This is a genomic window from Streptomyces sp. NPDC096205 (assembly GCF_044763135.1).
GTDB lineage: Bacteria > Actinomycetota > Actinomycetes > Streptomycetales > Streptomycetaceae > Streptomyces.
Window position 1 is genome coordinate 340,628 of record NZ_JBIWFS010000004.1, and the last position, 14,848, is coordinate 355,475.

Annotated in this window: 12 protein-coding genes and 1 pseudogene; 6 read left to right on the forward strand and 7 right to left on the reverse strand. The window is 72.4% G+C overall.

The genetic code is table 11. The features are described from left to right. Positions 1–303: 303 nt before the first annotated feature. Positions 304–1,641 carry a gluconate:H+ symporter gene (locus tag ACIQ6Y_RS17530; protein WP_404039140.1) on the forward strand — a complete coding sequence of 446 codons (1,338 nt, stop codon included), beginning with the start codon at positions 304–306 and terminating at the stop codon, positions 1,639–1,641. 55 nt (positions 1,642–1,696) lie between these two features. After that, the gene (locus ACIQ6Y_RS17535) at positions 1,697–3,031 is read left to right on the forward strand and encodes an enolase C-terminal domain-like protein (protein WP_404039143.1); all 1,335 of its coding nucleotides are present in this window, start codon (positions 1,697–1,699) and stop codon (positions 3,029–3,031) included. Between the two features lie 148 nt (positions 3,032–3,179). On the opposite strand, the pseudogene ACIQ6Y_RS17540 reads toward ACIQ6Y_RS17535, so the two are convergent. Continuing rightward, positions 3,180–3,269: pseudogene (locus ACIQ6Y_RS17540) on the reverse strand (alpha/beta hydrolase); the annotation flags it as partial. Positions 3,270–3,399: 130 nt separating this feature from the next. Here ACIQ6Y_RS17540 and ACIQ6Y_RS17545 point away from each other — a divergent pair. Then, positions 3,400–3,912, forward strand: a complete 513-nt coding sequence (locus tag ACIQ6Y_RS17545) for a transposase (RefSeq protein WP_404040090.1) — start codon at positions 3,400–3,402, stop codon at positions 3,910–3,912. A gap of 535 nt (positions 3,913–4,447) precedes the next feature. Continuing rightward, positions 4,448–5,836 carry an MFS transporter gene (locus tag ACIQ6Y_RS17550; protein ID WP_404039146.1) on the forward strand — a complete coding sequence of 463 codons (1,389 nt, stop codon included), beginning with the start codon at positions 4,448–4,450 and terminating at the stop codon, positions 5,834–5,836. 45 nt (positions 5,837–5,881) lie between these two features. Here the strand turns inward: ACIQ6Y_RS17550 and ACIQ6Y_RS17555 are convergent, their stop codons facing one another. The 4 genes from ACIQ6Y_RS17555 to lnt all read right to left on the reverse strand — a co-directional run bounded on the left by ACIQ6Y_RS17555 (position 5,882) and on the right by lnt (position 10,912). After that, positions 5,882–7,825, reverse strand: coding sequence for a helix-turn-helix domain-containing protein (locus tag ACIQ6Y_RS17555; RefSeq protein WP_404039148.1), 1,944 nt, complete (start codon positions 7,823–7,825; stop codon positions 5,882–5,884). A 76-nt stretch (positions 7,826–7,901) separates the two neighbouring features. Then, complete coding sequence (locus ACIQ6Y_RS17560) at positions 7,902–8,711, reverse strand: 3-hydroxybutyrate dehydrogenase (RefSeq protein WP_404039151.1); 810 nt, start codon at positions 8,709–8,711, stop codon at positions 7,902–7,904. Positions 8,712–8,765: 54 nt separating this feature from the next. Next, entirely contained in the window at positions 8,766–9,245 is a 480-nt protein-coding gene (locus tag ACIQ6Y_RS17565; protein WP_404039153.1) for an NUDIX hydrolase, read from the reverse strand. Between the two features lie 56 nt (positions 9,246–9,301). Beyond that, positions 9,302–10,912 carry an apolipoprotein N-acyltransferase gene (gene lnt, locus ACIQ6Y_RS17570; protein ID WP_404039156.1) on the reverse strand — a complete coding sequence of 537 codons (1,611 nt, stop codon included), beginning with the start codon at positions 10,910–10,912 and terminating at the stop codon, positions 9,302–9,304. A 201-nt stretch (positions 10,913–11,113) separates the two neighbouring features. Here lnt and ACIQ6Y_RS17575 point away from each other — a divergent pair, with 201 nt between their 5' ends. Next, on the forward strand, positions 11,114–12,160 hold the full coding sequence (locus ACIQ6Y_RS17575; protein WP_404039159.1) for an O-antigen ligase family protein: 1,047 nt from the start codon (positions 11,114–11,116) through the stop codon (positions 12,158–12,160). A gap of 3 nt (positions 12,161–12,163) precedes the next feature. Here ACIQ6Y_RS17575 and ACIQ6Y_RS17580 read toward each other — a convergent pair whose 3' ends face one another. Together ACIQ6Y_RS17580 and ACIQ6Y_RS17585 are read right to left on the reverse strand one after the other, a co-directional pair. Continuing rightward, positions 12,164–12,709 (reverse strand): hypothetical protein, encoded by a 546-nt coding sequence (locus ACIQ6Y_RS17580; RefSeq protein ID WP_404039162.1) that lies wholly within the window; start codon positions 12,707–12,709, stop codon positions 12,164–12,166. 107 nt (positions 12,710–12,816) lie between these two features. Next, the gene (locus tag ACIQ6Y_RS17585) at positions 12,817–13,611 is read right to left on the reverse strand and encodes a glutamate racemase (RefSeq protein ID WP_404039164.1); all 795 of its coding nucleotides are present in this window, start codon (positions 13,609–13,611) and stop codon (positions 12,817–12,819) included. A gap of 39 nt (positions 13,612–13,650) precedes the next feature. Between ACIQ6Y_RS17585 and ACIQ6Y_RS17590 the strand changes: the two genes are divergently transcribed. Next, positions 13,651–14,844 carry a glycosyltransferase gene (locus ACIQ6Y_RS17590; protein WP_404040093.1) on the forward strand — a complete coding sequence of 398 codons (1,194 nt, stop codon included), beginning with the start codon at positions 13,651–13,653 and terminating at the stop codon, positions 14,842–14,844. The last annotated feature ends 4 nt before the right edge of the window (positions 14,845–14,848 follow it).

A 14,848-nucleotide genomic window follows, 5' to 3' on the forward strand; every position in this document is an offset into this window, starting at 1 on the left:
CGCCGCATTCCCCAGGTCTAGGAGAACGACCATGCCTGCTCCCGTCCGGCAGGACGAGCCCCGCCGATCAGGCAACCCGAGGGTGTCGTCGGCCGCCGAACCGTGAGCCGGTGGGCGCCGGCCGTCTCCCATGTCGCAGAACCCCGGAGTGCTGCCGGCGTCCGCCTCGCCCCCCGTACTCCCGGGCGCCACCAGGCCGACCCCCGTGCCCCCCGGCCGGCTGGCTCCAGTCCGCATCACAGCCGTACCGCCCCTGCCCATGAGGTCCGGCTGCTCCACTCCACAGTTCAAAGGGGAGCTGACATGCCGCTCGTCGTAGTCGCGATCAGTGTTCTGGTCCTGCTGCTACTCATGACCAGGCTGAAACTGAACGGCTTCGCGGCCCTGTTGCTGGTGGCGGTCGGTGTCGCCCTGGTGCAGGGGATCCCGGTGAAGGACATCCCGGATGTCCTCTCGGACGGCATCGGGGGCCAGATCGGTGACACGATGCTCACCATCGGGCTCGGTGCCATGGTCGGCCGCGTCATGGGGGACTCCGGCGCCGCCCAGCGGATCGCCTCCAAGCTCCTCGACGCGTTCGGGCCACGCTGGGTGCAGGTCGCAATGGTGGTCACCTCCATGCTCATCGGCGTGACCATGTTCTACGAGGTGGCCTTCATCATCATCGTGCCCATCGCGTTCACCCTGGTCAGGGTGACCGGCGCGAAGCTGCTGTGGGTCGGGCTGCCGATGTCGATCGCCCTGTCCACGATGCACAGCTTCCTGCCGCCCCACCCCGGACCCACCGCCGTCGCGGCCACCTTCCACGCTTCAGTCGGACTGACCCTCTTCTACGGCCTGTTCATCGCAGTGCCGGCCGGTGCGCTCATCGCACTGCTCTGGCCCCGCCTGCCGTTCATCAAGGCGATGAATCCCACCATCCCCACCGGCCTGGTGAGCGAACGCGAGTTCACCGACGAGGAGATGCCGGGCCTCGGCTGGTCACTGTCCGTTGCTCTCCTCCCCGTCGTCCTCATCGCCGGTGCCGCGGTGACCGACATGGCCGTCTCCGGCGAGAGCCCCCTCCTGCACACCATCGCGTTCATCGGCTCGGCGCCGATCGCGCTGCTGCTGACCCTGGTCCTGGCCATCTGGGCATTCGGACCGAGGATCGGCCGCAGCATGTCCGACGTCAGCGCCTCGTGCACCTCTGCGGCCCAGGCAATGGCGATGATCCTGCTGGTGATCGGTGCGGGCGGCGCCTTCAAGAACGTCCTCGTCGAGGGCGGCATCTCCGACTACATCAAGGACGTCACCCACTCCTGGCCCATATCCCCGCTCGTCCTCGCCTGGCTGATCGCCGTCATCCTCCGGGTGGCGCTCGGCTCGGCGACCGTCGCCGTCGTCACGGCCTCCGGGGTGGTCCTGCCACTGCTCGCCGGAAGCGGCGTCAGCCCCGAGATGATGGTGCTCGCCGTCTCCTGCGGGTCGATCGCCTTCTCGCACGTCAATGACCCCGGCTTCTGGCTGTTCAAGGAGTACTTCAACCTTTCCGTCATCCAGGCGATCAAGGTCCGTACGTCGTACACCACGGTGCTGGCCGGCCTCGGTCTCGGCGGCGTACTGGCCGGCCAATGGACCATCACCGCCCTCGGCCTCTGACACCGGGACCTCACCGCCACCCGCCCCGCTCCCTCACAAGGAAATCGCCAAGAGCATGAGCACGAAGCAGCCGACCATCACCGCGTTCGCCGTCTACCCCGTAGCGGGCCGCGACTGTATGGAGCTCAACCTGTCCGGCGCCCACGGCCCCTACTTCACCCGCAACATCGTCGTCCTGACCGACTCCGAGGGCCGTACGGGCCTGGGAGAGGTGCCCGGCGGAGAGAAGATCACCCAGACCCTGCGCGACGCCGAGTCCCTCGTGGTCGGGGCGAGGATCGGCGACTACCAGCGCGTCCTGCGCGAGATCCAGCACCGCTTCGCCGACCGCGACGCCGGCGGCCGCGGCGCCCAGACCTTCGACCTGCGCACCACCGTGCACGCCGTCACCGCGGTGGAGTCGGCGCTCCTGGACCTTCTGGGCCAGCACCTCGACGTGCCGGTCGCGGCACTTCTCGGAGACGGCCAGCAGCGCGACAGTGTACGAGTCCTGGGCTACCTCTTCTATGTCGGCGACCCCGGCCGTACCGACCTGGACTACGTCCGCGCCCCCGACGCGGAGGTCGACTGGTACCGCATCCGTCACGAGGAGGCCCTGACCCCCGAGGCGATCGTCCGCCAGGCCGAGGCCACCTACGACCTGTACGGCTTCCGCGACTTCAAACTGAAGGGTGGTGTCCTCGATGGCGCCGAGGAGGTCAAGGCGGTACGCGCGCTCAAGGAGCGCTTCCCCCAGGCGCGGATCACCCTCGATCCCAACGGGGCATGGTCGCTGCGCGAGGCCATCGAACTCTGCACGCCTCTCGTCGGGACCCTCGCCTACGCAGAGGACCCCTGCGGTGCCGAAGGCGGCTACTCCGGTCGTGAGGTTCTCGCCGAGTTCCGCCGCGCGACAGGGCTGCCCACCGCGACCAACATGATCGCCACCGACTGGCGGCAGCTCACCCATGCACTCGCCCTCCAGTCGGTCTCCATCCCGCTGGCCGACCCGCACTTCTGGACCATGCAGGGCTCGGTACGGGTGGCCCAGCTCTGCAACGCCATGGGCCTGACCTGGGGCTGCCACTCCAACAACCACTTCGACATCTCCCTGGCCATGGTCACGCACTGCGGAGCCGCCGCGCCCGGCGCGTACAACGCCCTGGACACGCACTGGATATGGCAGGAGGGCCTGGAACAGCTCACCCTGTCCCCGCCCCGCATCATCGACGGCGAGATCGCAGTACCCGACGCCCCCGGCCTCGGTGTCCAGCTCGACATGGACCGCCTCCTCGCCGCCCACGAGCTGTACAAGGAGAAGGCGCTGGGCGCCCGGGACGACGCGCTCGGCATGCAGTACCTGGTGGACGACTGGAAGTTCGACCCCAAGCGGCCCTGCCTGGTCCGGTAGTTCGTGACGGCGGTGGTCATCGGCCGGTACCGCCTGTTCGGGGCGAGCGTGCATCCGCAGGCCACCGCCTACCGTCCGCTGTCGGCCTTACGGCCCGGCATCACTTCAGGTGCCCGGCGAAGAACCGGGCCGCGTGGTCAACCTCGAATCACAGGGTGCCGGCGTGCCCGCCCAGATTGGCGTGCAGCGTCTTCTCCTCGGTGCCGAAGGCGTCGAACAGGTCGAGGACCGGCAGCCGTTAGAGGGCGTCTGAAAAGCCTGTCAGCGGGCAAGCTGCCTGGTAGCGGGGCGGTGACGCACTTTCGGGGGCCGGGGTGTGCGGGCTGCGTACCCGCTACTCAACGGATCTGTCCGATCCGGAGTGAGAGATCCTCTGTCCGCTGGTTCCAGCGGTCAAGCCCGGTGGGCGACCGGCGAAACACGCGCGGCGGGAGATCCTCAACGCGTTGGCGTACTGGCTGCGGGCCGGCTGTGCCTGGAGACTGCTGCCGCATGATCTGCCTCCGTGGCAGACCGTCTACCACTACTGGCGGCGATGGCAGCAAGAGGGCGTGTGGGAGCGAATGTTGACGGCGCTGCGCGAACGCGAGCGAGTGCAGCTCGGTCGTGATCCCCTTCCCAGCGCGGCCATCGTGGAGGTCGTGCAGCGCCGCGACGGAGGGTTCCGCTCGACCTGGGCGAAGGTAGGGGCACCGCCTCCGGCAGTGCCCCTGTTCTCGGTGGTACCGCGACGCTGGGTGGTAGAGCGGACGTTCGCCTGGCTGGGACGGTGTCGCCGCCTGTCGAAGGACTACGAGTACCTGCGCGTCTGCTCGGAGAACGCCATCTACCTCACCATGGCCATGCTCCTCGTGCGCCGCCTTGCAAGATCAGCCCGCTGACAGGCTTTTCAGACGCCCTCCAGCGGGAACCGCTCCGCGCTCTCTGGACCCAAAGTTCCGGCACCTCCCTCGGTCCAGGACCGCTGAGGCTCGACCGGCGAAGGTTCCACGTTTCACACTCCGGACCGAGCCAACTACCGGCTCCGTACTGCTACCGGGAAGGCGGAACCGGGGAGCGCATGCCACGCCTCAAGGCGCGCTTTGCTCGAGTTCAACGCAGCGTAGTCAGCACCAAGTCAGCACCAAGTCAGCACGGGAGAGGTGAGGACGGGTGATGACGTGGGCTTTTAGTCAGCACCGAACCAGCACGGGAGCCAGCACCCCACCTCTAAACCATGTCCCAACAGGGCAACTTGGACATCGCCCATCCCTTGCCGTCGACACCGACTCGAAGCCAACGAACCCCGACCCATGGTGCGCGCACGCACTCTGGTCCCAAGAACTATGGTGTCCCACCACATACGCCTCTGACCTGCGCGTTCCTACGGTGTGGCGACACACAATCGTCCCCACCGCACACGAGGAAGTGGCGCACATGGCCTCCGCAGCATCCGCTCCCCCATCCCCGAACAGCCTCAAGCGCATCGTCGCCGCCAGCCTCATCGGCACGACCATCGAGTGGTACGACTTCTTCCTCTACGGCTCCGCAGCGGCGCTCGTCTTCAACAAGCTGTTCTTCCCCGACTCCGACCCCCTGGTCGGCACGCTGCTGTCCTTTCTGACGTACGCCGTCGGGTTCGCGGCGCGGCCGCTGGGCGCGCTGGTGTTCGGGCACTACGGCGACCGGCTGGGCCGCAAGAAGCTGCTGGTGCTGAGCCTGCTGCTGATGGGCGGGGCGACCTTCGCGATCGGTCTGCTGCCGACGCACGCGACGGTCGGCACCGCCGCACCGGTGCTGCTGACGGTGCTGCGCCTGGTGCAGGGCTTCGCGCTGGGCGGCGAGTGGGGCGGCGCGGTGCTGCTCGTGTCGGAGCACGGGGACGCGCGGCGGCGCGGGTTCTGGGCGTCGTGGCCGCAGACCGGCGCGCCGGCGGGTCAGTTGCTGGCGACGGGTGTGCTGTCGCTGCTGACGGCCGTGCTGTCCGACTCCGCCTTCAACACCTGGGGCTGGCGGATTCCGTTCCTGCTGTCCGGGGTCCTGGTGATCGTCGGTCTGTGGATTCGTCTCTCTGTCGATGAATCGCCGGTGTTCAAGCAGGCGCTGGCGCAGGCGGAGGCCCGCAAGGCCGAGCGCGACGCGCCCGCCGAGAAGCTGCCGCTCGTCTCGGTGCTGCGCCACCACTGGCGTGACGTGCTGGTCGCGATGGGCGCCCGCATGGCGGAGAACATCAGCTACTACGTGATCACCGCGTTCATCCTCGTCTACGCCACCACCGCCGCCGACGTCACCAAGCAGACCGCGCTGAACGCGGTGCTCATCGCCTCCGCACTGCACTTCGCGGTGATCCCGATGTGGGGCGCGCTGTCGGACCGGGTGGGCCGCCGTCCGGTCTATCTGCTGGGCGCGGCCGGGGTGGGCCTGTGGATGTTCCCGTTCTTCGCGCTCGTCGACACCGGCGACTTCGGCAGCCTGCTGCTCGCCGTGACCGTCGGGCTGGTGCTGCACGGCGCGATGTACGCCCCGCAGGCCGCGTTCTTCTCGGAGATGTTCGCGACCCGGATGCGCTACTCGGGCGCGTCCATCGGCGCCCAGTTCGCCTCGGTCGCGGCCGGGGCACCCGCCCCGCTGATCGCCACCGCCCTGCTCGACGGCACCGGCGGCTCCACCTGGATCTCCCTGTATGTGATCGCGGCGGCCGTGATCACGCTGATCGCGGTCGGGGTGGCGAAGGAGACCCGCCATCGGGACCTGGCCGAGGTGGAGGACGACGCGGACACCACGGACCCGGCACCCGCCCGGCCCGCCGACGTGCACACCATCTGACCCGCTCCGCCGTACCGACCCCCGTGCGCTCCCCGCGTACGGGGGTCAGTGCTGTGCGGGTGACGCCAGCCGGTGGAGACGCAGGGCGAGCTGGATCTCCAGGGCGCGGGCCGGGCTCTGCCAGTCGTCGCCGAGCAGCCGGCCCACCCGCTCCAGCCGCTGGGCGACGGTGTTGACGTGGACGTGCAGGTCGTCCTTGGTCCGCGCGGGGCTCATACCGCAGGCGAAGTAGGCGTCGAGGGTGCGCACCAGATCGGTGCCGCGGCGCTCGTCGTAGGAGACGACCTGGCCGATCGTACGGTCGACGAAGCCGGCGATGTCCCGGTCCCCGGCGAGCAGCAGGCCGAGGAAGCCGAAGTCCTCGGCGGCGGCGCCGTCGCCGGTACGGCCGAGCAGGCGCAGCGCGTCCAGGCAGCGGCGGCCCTCGGCGTAGGCCGCGGCGACCGCGTCCGGGTGCGTGGCGAGGTGCTCGACGGGCGCGGAGGCGCCGACGGTGACGGCCTCGTGGACGGCGGTGCCGAGCTGGCGTGCGGTGCGGCGGGCCAGGTCGGTGGCGGTGTCGCCGGGGGCGAGCGGCAGCAGCAGGACGGTGCCTCCGTCGCGGGCGGCGGCCAGGCCCTGGCGGGTCGCGGCCAGATGGGAGGCGGCCGACCACAGGCGTCTGCGGGCGTCGGCCTCCTGCTCGGCGTCGGCCGTGGGGCCGTCCAGGCGGGCGGCGAGCACGACCTGGGTGGCGTCCAGGTCGGCGCGCAGCCGGGCCGCGCGCTCGCGCAGCAGACGCGGGTCGCGGTCGCGGGCGTCGAGAAGGTCGTCCAGCAGCTCGCCCCGCACGCGTTGCTCGGCCTCGGCGGCGGAGCGGCGGGCGAGCAGCAGCAGGGAGGTCACCATCGCGGCGCGCTCCAGGGTGCGCTGGTCGACGGGGTCGAGTCCGGGGTGGCCGCGCAGCACCAGCGCGCCGAGCAGCTCACCGCCGGCGGCGACGGCGGCGATCCAGTCGTCCTGGTGCCGCACGGCGTGGCCCTCGGCGCGGGAGGCCTCCAGCGCGGACGGGGGCGCGGTGTGGGCCTCGGTGAACTCGACGGTGCCCTCCAGGACCTCGGAGACGGCGGCGGCCACGTCGTGCACCCCACCGCCGCGCAGCACCAGTTCGGCGAGCCGGTCGTGCACGTCGGAGGCACGCTCGATGACGGCGCTGCGGTCCCGGATGATCTCGTTGGCGCGCTCCAGGCCGGCGAGGGCCGAGCGCGTCTCGGTGAGGAGGTTGGCGGTGTCGATGGCGGCCGCGGCGAGGGCGGCGAAGGAGCCGAGCAGGGCGATCTGCTCGCGCTCGAAGACCCGGGCGCGCCGGTCGGCGGCGAAGAGCACGCCGATCACATGGTGGCCGAGCATCAGCGGCACACCGAGGATGGCGACCAGCCCCTCGTCGCGGACGCCCGCGTCGATGCTGCTGGTGTGCTGGAAGCGCGCGTCCTTGAAGTAGTCGTCGGTGACGTACGGCCGCGCGGTCTGGGCGACGAGCCCGCCGAGGCCCTCTCCCATGCCGAGGCGCAGCTGCTGGAAGCGGGCGGCGACCGAGCCCTCGGTGACACGCATGTAGGTGTCGCCGCGCGCGGGGTCGTTCAGGCTGAGGTAGGCCACGTCCGTGCCGAGCAGGGAGCGGGCGCGCTGCACGATCGCCTGGAGGACGGCGTCGAGGTCGCGCAGTCCCGCGAGGTCGTGCGCGGTCTCGAACAACGCCGACAGCTCGGCCTCCCGGCGGCGGCGCCCCTCCAGCTCGGAGCGCACACGCAGGGCGAGCAGCTTGGCCCGCTCCAGCTCGGCGATCCGCTCGGCGGGCAGGCCGAGGGCGCGGGCGGCCAGCACGAGCTGTTCGTAGGCGTCGGCGGAGGCGCCTCGGGCGAGCAGCTCGAGAAAGGGAGCCTCGGCCGGCGGGCCGAGGTCCGTGTGGCGGACGGCCTGGTCGGCGGACTGCACGTGATCGCGGGACATGCTCACAGGATTCCCCATGACCTGGGCGTCCCGGCAGCCCTGTGGATAACTCCGGGCGCCCCGGCCTCGGCCGTGCTCAGTGGGCGGTCCAGCCGCCGTCGAGGACGAGCGAGGTGCCGGTGACGAAGGACGCCTGCGGGCTGCACAGGTACGCCACGGCCTCGGCGACCTCCTCCGGCTCGATCAGGCGCTTGACGGCGCTGTCCTGGAGCAGCACCTCGGTGAGGACGCGCTCCTCGGGGATGCCGTGCGCCCGGGCCTGGTCGGTGAGCTGCTTCTCGACCAGGGGCGTGCGGACGTAGGCGGGATTGACGCAGTTGGAGGTGACGCCGTGCGGCGCACCCTCGAGGGCGGCGGTCTTCGACAGCCCCTCCAGGCCGTGCTTGGCGGCGACGTACGCGGACTTGAAGGCGGAGGCGCGCAGTCCGTGGACGGAGGAGATGTTGACGATGCGGCCCCACCCCTGCCCGTACATGTGCGGCAGGGCACCGCGAATGAGCCGGAACGGCGCCTCCAGCATCACCGTGAGCACGGTGTGGAAGACGTCGGGCGGGAACTCCTCCAGAGGCCGTACGAGTTGCAGTCCGGCGTTGTTGACCAGGACGTCGGTGCCCGCGGCGGCGAGTTCGGCGGCGTCCAGGTCGGTGAGGTCGAGGAGCTGGGGCTCGATGCTGCCGGGCAGGCCCGCGGCCCCCTCGGCGAGCGCCTGGAGTCCGGTGTCGTCGCGGTCGACCGCTCTGACCTTGGCCCCGGCGGCCGCCAGGCGCAGCGCGCAGGCACGGCCGATGCCGCCGGCGGCGCCGGTGACGAGGGCGGTGCGGCCGCCGAGGTCGAGTGCGGGAGCGTGGGGGCCGGGCAGGCCCGGGAGGAGGGAGGGCGGGGTCATGGATCGACCCTAGGCAGCGCCCACGCCCCGCCCCATGTGGTCAGACACCACACTTCACTCAGAAGGCATAGGTTCGAACCATGTGGGTTCATCGGACAGCGCCTGCTTGATCCGGAAGCGCTGCGACTCCGTCATCTCCGGCATGGCGTCCACCTCGAACCAGCCGACGGCCAGCGACTCGTCGTCGCCCACCCGCGCCTCACCGCCGACGGCCCGGCAGCGCACGGTGACGTCCATGAACTGGCACTGGTCGCCGTTGGGGTAGGTCACCGGCTTGGTGGCCCTGACGGCCACGATCCGCTCGACGACACAGCGCACGCCCGTCTCCTCGTACACCTCGCGCACCGCGCACTGCGCGGGCTGCTCACCCGGGTCGGGGATCCCGGACGGCACGCACCACCGGCGGTTGTCGGAGCGCTGGCCGAGCAGCACCCGGCCCTCGTCGTCGAGGACGACGGCGCTGACACCGGGGAGCCAGAGCAGGTCGTGGCCGACCGAGGCCCTGAGCGAGCGGATGAAGTCAGGAGTAGGCATGTCCCGACCCTAACCGAGACGATCTTGCGGCTCGGGGGCGTTCGCCGGGTGTACCGCTACACGCCACCCGCGCGCCGCCCGCGCACCGCGACCGCGCCCGCCCAGCCGAGACCGCCGGCCGCGACCAGCACGAGCGCGATCTCCGGCAGGATGCCCAGCCGGGTCGCGGGCGTCTGGGAGGAGCGCAGCGGCACCTTCTGGACGAGGGAGTCGGCGACGAACATCCCGGTCCGCTGGGTGATCGTGCCGTCGGGCAGGATGATCGCGCTGACCCCGCTGGTCACCGGCACGGTGACGGTGCGGCTGTGCTCGACCGCGCGGATGCGGGACATCGCGAGCTGCTGGTAGGTCATCTCGCTGCGGCCGAAGGTGGCGTTGTTGCTGGGCACGGAGATCAGCTGGGCGCCGTCGGTGACGGTGTCGCGCACGGCCCAGTCGAAGGCGGCCTCGTAGCAGGTGGCCAGGCCGATCTTCGTCCCGGCGACCGTGAACACGCCGGGCTCGTCGCCGCGGCTGAAGTCCTGGCGGACCATACCGGTCCAGCTGTCGTTGATCGCCCCGACGAGCCCGCGCAGCGGGAGGTACTCGCCGAAGGGCTGGATCTGCCGCTTGTCGTACGTGGCGACCGGGCCCTTGTCCGGGTCCCACAGGATCTGCTCGTTGAGCAGCTTGCCGTCGCGCTCGACCACACCGCCGACGGAGATGGGCGCGCCGATCGCCCTGGCGGCCCCGTCGATGACCGCGCGGGCGTCGTAGTTGGCGAACGGGTCGATGTCGGAGGAGTTCTCCGGCCACAGCACCACATCGGGCCGCGGCGCCCGGCCCGCGTCGATCTCGGCGGCCAGCCGGCGCGTTTCGCGCGCGTGGTAGTCGAGGACGGCCCGGCGCTGGGCGTTGAAGTCCAGCCCCGCCCGCGGCACATTGCCCTGCACGACCGCGACCGTGAGGGTGCCGTCCTCGGCCTTGTCGCTGACGAGGGTGCGGGCCGCCAGCGCGGCGCCCACCGGCACGGCCACGCTCAGCAGTGCGGCGGCCGCGGCGCCCTTCCGCCACACGCGTGTGCGGCGGTTTTCCACAAGGAGCCGTACGACGTCGTACAGGCCGAAGCCGCACAGGACGACCGCGAAGCCCAGTACGGGGGTGCCACCCAGGGCGGCCAGCGGCAGGAAGACGCCGTCGGCCTGGCCGAAGGCGACCTTGCCCCAGGGGAAGCCGTGGAAGGGGGCACGCGCGCGTACCGCCTCGCCCGCCGTCCACACCGCGGCGGCCCACACGGCCCCGCCGGGCAGTCGGGAGACGGCGGCGACGCCCGCGCCGACCAGCGCGACGAACACCGCCTCGATCACCACCAGGGCCAGCCACGGCCCGGGGCCCACCTCGACGCCCGTCCACACCAGCAGCGGCAGCAGGAAGCCGAGGCCGAAGAGATAGCCGAGACCGAGCGCCGCCTTGAAGCCACGGCCGCGCAAGGCCCACCCGAGGCCGGCGAAGGCCGGCAGGGCGAGCCACCACAGGGTGCGCGGCGGGAAGCTGACGTAGAGCAGCACTCCGGAGAGCGCCGCGACGGCGGCCGGCACCAGACGCAGCAGCCGCGCGCGACCCGAAACGGGCACGGTCTGCGGCGGGGCCTGGTCCGACTCACCCACGGTGGTTGCGGTGACGGTCACTCCCGGAGTGTACGGCGCCCGTCAGGAGCGCCGACAGCGGCGGCTACGTCCCCCTCGCCCCTGCTGCAACGTTCCTGCACCCCTCGCACCCAGTCATCCACATTCGGCCCGCGAGCCGTTACGGTGTGCCCAGCCGTGCGTCCGATCCGGGGGCGAGGGGGTGCGGCGCGGGTCGGGGGCGACCGGGGTACGGGGGGACAGATGGGGGCGACGAGGACGACGTCCACGGCCGGGCCGCAGGCCGACGGCGACAGACGCCGGGTGTCCGACGGCGCGGGCGTGGTGGTGCTGGGGTCCTGCGCGATCTGGTCGGTGATCTCCGCGAGCGTGCACGGCGGCCGGCCCGAGGGTGTGCTGCTCGCGGTGCTGGCGGTGGCGGCCGGCTACGCGGCCGGGCGGATCTGCGGCGCGCTGCTGCCGGTCGCCGCGCTGTGTGGCGCCGCCCTGGCCGGACTGGGCCTGGCCATCGGCACGCCGTACCTCGTGCCCGGACCGGAGCCGGGCGTACCGCTCGGGCACGCGGGCGCGGCCGCGGGCCTGCTCGTGCTGTGCACCGGCGCGGCCTGCTGTGCCGCGTGGGGCACCGCCGTACCGGCGCTGCGGCTGGCTCTGCGTGTGCTGGCCGCGGGCGTCGCCGTGGCCGCCGCGCTGCTGGGTTCGCCGGCCGGGGCCGTGCTGTGCGTCGCGGTGCTGCTGTGCTCGCTGGCCGCGGGCGCGATGCGCAGCCGCGGGACGGGCATCGCGGGCCTCGCGCTGGCCGCGACGCTGGTCACGGGCACGATCTGGGCCGTCGCCGAGCACGCCCTGCCGGACGGCCTCGCCTTGTCCCTCCAGGCCCGGCTGACCGCGCAGCGCGTCGAGCTGTGGCAGGACGCGCTGCACCTGAGCGGCGAGGACCTGCTGCTCGGCGTGGGTCCGGGCCGCTTCGGTGAACTGAGCCCGGCGGCGGCCGCGGCTCCCTTTCCCGACGGCAAGCCGCACTCGGCGCCGCTTCAGCAACTGGCCGAGCAGGGCGTGGTCGGGCTGGTGCTGCTGGGGGCCGCGTTCGCCTGGGTGCTGCACGCGCTGTGGCGCACCGCCCGCCCGACACCGGTCGCGCTCACCGCGGGGGCCGCGCTGACCGCCCTCGCGGCCGTCGCCGCCGTCGGCAACGCGCTCAGCTTCACCCCCGTGTCGGTCGGCGCCGGGCTGCTGGCGGGCCTGGCCACGGCACAGCCGCTCGCGGAGCCGTCGTACGACCCGCGGTGATGGTCAGAGCGCGGTGCCCGCCCGGCCCGCGTGCAGCCGGTCCCTGATGACGCTCACGGCCGCCTCGGCGTTGTCCACGGTGATCGTGAAGGTGTGCCCGTCCCACAGCCGCAGCACCACGCCCTCACCCCGGCGTACGACGACCGCGGTGCCCCTCTCGGGACGCCAGCGGTAGCCCCAGCCGCCCCAGTGGCGGGGCGTGACATGCGGGGCGAAGTCGGCCCCGGCCACATGTGACAGGGGGATACGGCGGCGCGGCACACCCATGTGGCCGCAGCGCACCTCCAGGCACTCCTTGTCGACCTTCAGCGCCACATGCACGAAGGCGACGGTGCCGAACAGCACCAGCAGGCCGCCGGCGATGCAGCCGACCACGGCCATCACCAGGGGAGCCGCCCCGAAGTCCCAGGGAGAGGCCACGGCCAGTTCGATGCCGAGGGCCACGCAGGCGGCGCCGACCAGCGCCAGCAACCACTGGAACCGGTTGGTCGCCCGCCCGGTCCAGACATCGGGATGCGGCGCGTCGACGCCGTGGGGGTGCTCCCTCATGGTTCGAGGTTACTCAGGTTTCGCTCCGCCGTTACCAGGTCGCAGAGCGTGACTGCTCCGGATGGGCGTGCCGGGATTCCGGGCGCGGGCGAGGGGTCGGGATGCCCCTACCCGAGGCTTGCCGCCGTGATCGCGGTCGGCAGCAGCCGTCCCTCCTCGTACGCCAGCGCGGTTGCCGGCAGCGCGCCCTCGCGTCCGCTGAGGAGCACGGTGAGGGTGCCGGAGGCGGGGGCGTCGGGGGCCGGGGCCTCGCCGATGCGGCGCAGCGCCTGCGCGGCCACCGCGTCGGCCGAGCCGTGCAGGACGAGGGGCGGCATGCCAGGGCGCTGCACGGCGGCGCGGATGCGCTCGGCGACGAGCTCGTAGTGGGTGCAGCCGAGCACGACGGTCGTGACGTCCGCCGGGGTGAGGGCGGCGGCCGCGGCGACAGCGGCGTCGATCGCCGCCTCGTCGGCCTGTTCCACCGCCTCGGCGAGACCCCAGCAGGGCACCTCGGTGACCGGGACGCCGTCGGCGTGGTCACGGATCAGACCGCGCTGGTAGGTGCTGCCGGTGGTGGCGGGGGTGGCCCAGATCGCCACGGGGCCGCCGCCGGCCGCGGCCGGCTTGATCGCGGGGACCGTACCGACGACCGGCAGTCCCGGTTCCAGCCGGGCGCGCAGCGTGGGCAGGGCGTGCACGGAGGCGGTGTTGCAGCCGACGATCAGCGCCTGCGGCCCGTGCGCGGCGGCGGCCTCGGCGACGGCCAGGGCCCGCCGGGTCAGGTCTTCGGAGGTACGCGGCCCCCAGGGCATGCCGTCGGGGTCCAGGGAGAGCACGAGATCTGCGTCGGGCCGCAGGTGCCGTACCGCGGCGGTGGCCGCCAGCAGGCCGATTCCGGAGTCCATGAGCGCGATCTTCACCCGGCCACGATAGACGATGTGCTCCGGCGGCCCGCCGGCGTGGGGCACACTGCGCGGGTGAGCGCCTTCGTGTGGATCTCCGCCGGATCACTCGCCGCCTGGCTGTGGCTGCTGCTGTGTCAGGGCTTCTTCTGGCGTACGGACGTACGTCTCCCACCGCGCCGCGACCTCGACGACTGGCCGTCCGTCTGTGTCGTCGTACCGGCCCGGGACGAGGCGGCCGTGCTGGCCGCGAGCCTGCCCTCGCTGCTCGCCCAGGACTATCCGGGGCGCGCGGAGGTGTTCCTCGTCGACGACGGCAGCACGGACGGCACCGGTGAGCTGGCGCGCGACCTCGCGCGGCGGCACGGTGGGCTGCCCCTCACCGTCGGCTCACCGGGTGAGCCGCCCGCGGGCTGGACCGGGAAGCTGTGGGCGGTGCGGCACGGCATCGCGCTGGCACGCGCGCGTGAGCCGGAATTCCTGCTCCTGACGGACGCCGACATCGCGCACGCGCCGGACAGTCTGCGCACGCTGGTGGCGGCCGCGCGCACCGGCGGCTTCGACGCCGTGTCGCAGATGGCGCGGCTGCGGGTGGCGAGCGGCTGGGAGCGGCTGGTGGTGCCGGCGTTCGTCTATTTCTTCGCGCAGTTGTATCCCTTCCGCCGGATCGGCCGCAGAGGGTCGCGTACGGCGGCCGCGGCGGGCGGCTGTGTGCTGCTGCGGGCCGAGACGGCCGAGCGGGCGCGGATCCCGGACGCGATCCGGCACGCGGTGATCGACGACGTGGCACTCGCGCGCGCGGTGAAGCAGGGCGGCGGGCACATCTGGCTGGGGCTCGCGGACCGGGTGGACAGCGTGCGGCCGTATCCGCGTCTGGCCGACCTGTGGCGGATGGTCTCGCGCAGCGCCTACGCCCAGCTGCGGCACAACCCGCTGCTGCTGGCGGGCACGGTGGCGGGGCTCGCCCTGGTGTACCTGGTGCCGCCCGCGGCCCTGGTGCTGGGCCTGGCCGCGGGGAGCTGGGCGACGGCGGTGTGCGGCGGGCTGGCGTGGCTGGTGATGACGGGCACGTACACGCCGATGGTCCGCTACTACGGGCAGCCGCTGTGGCTGGCCCCGCTGCTGCCGTTCACGGCCCTGCTGTATCTGCTGATGACCGTCGACTCGGCGGTGCAGCACTACCGGGGGCGCGGCGCGGCCTGGAAGGGCCGCACCTACGCACGTCCGGACACGGTCGCCGACGAGGGCTGAGGGC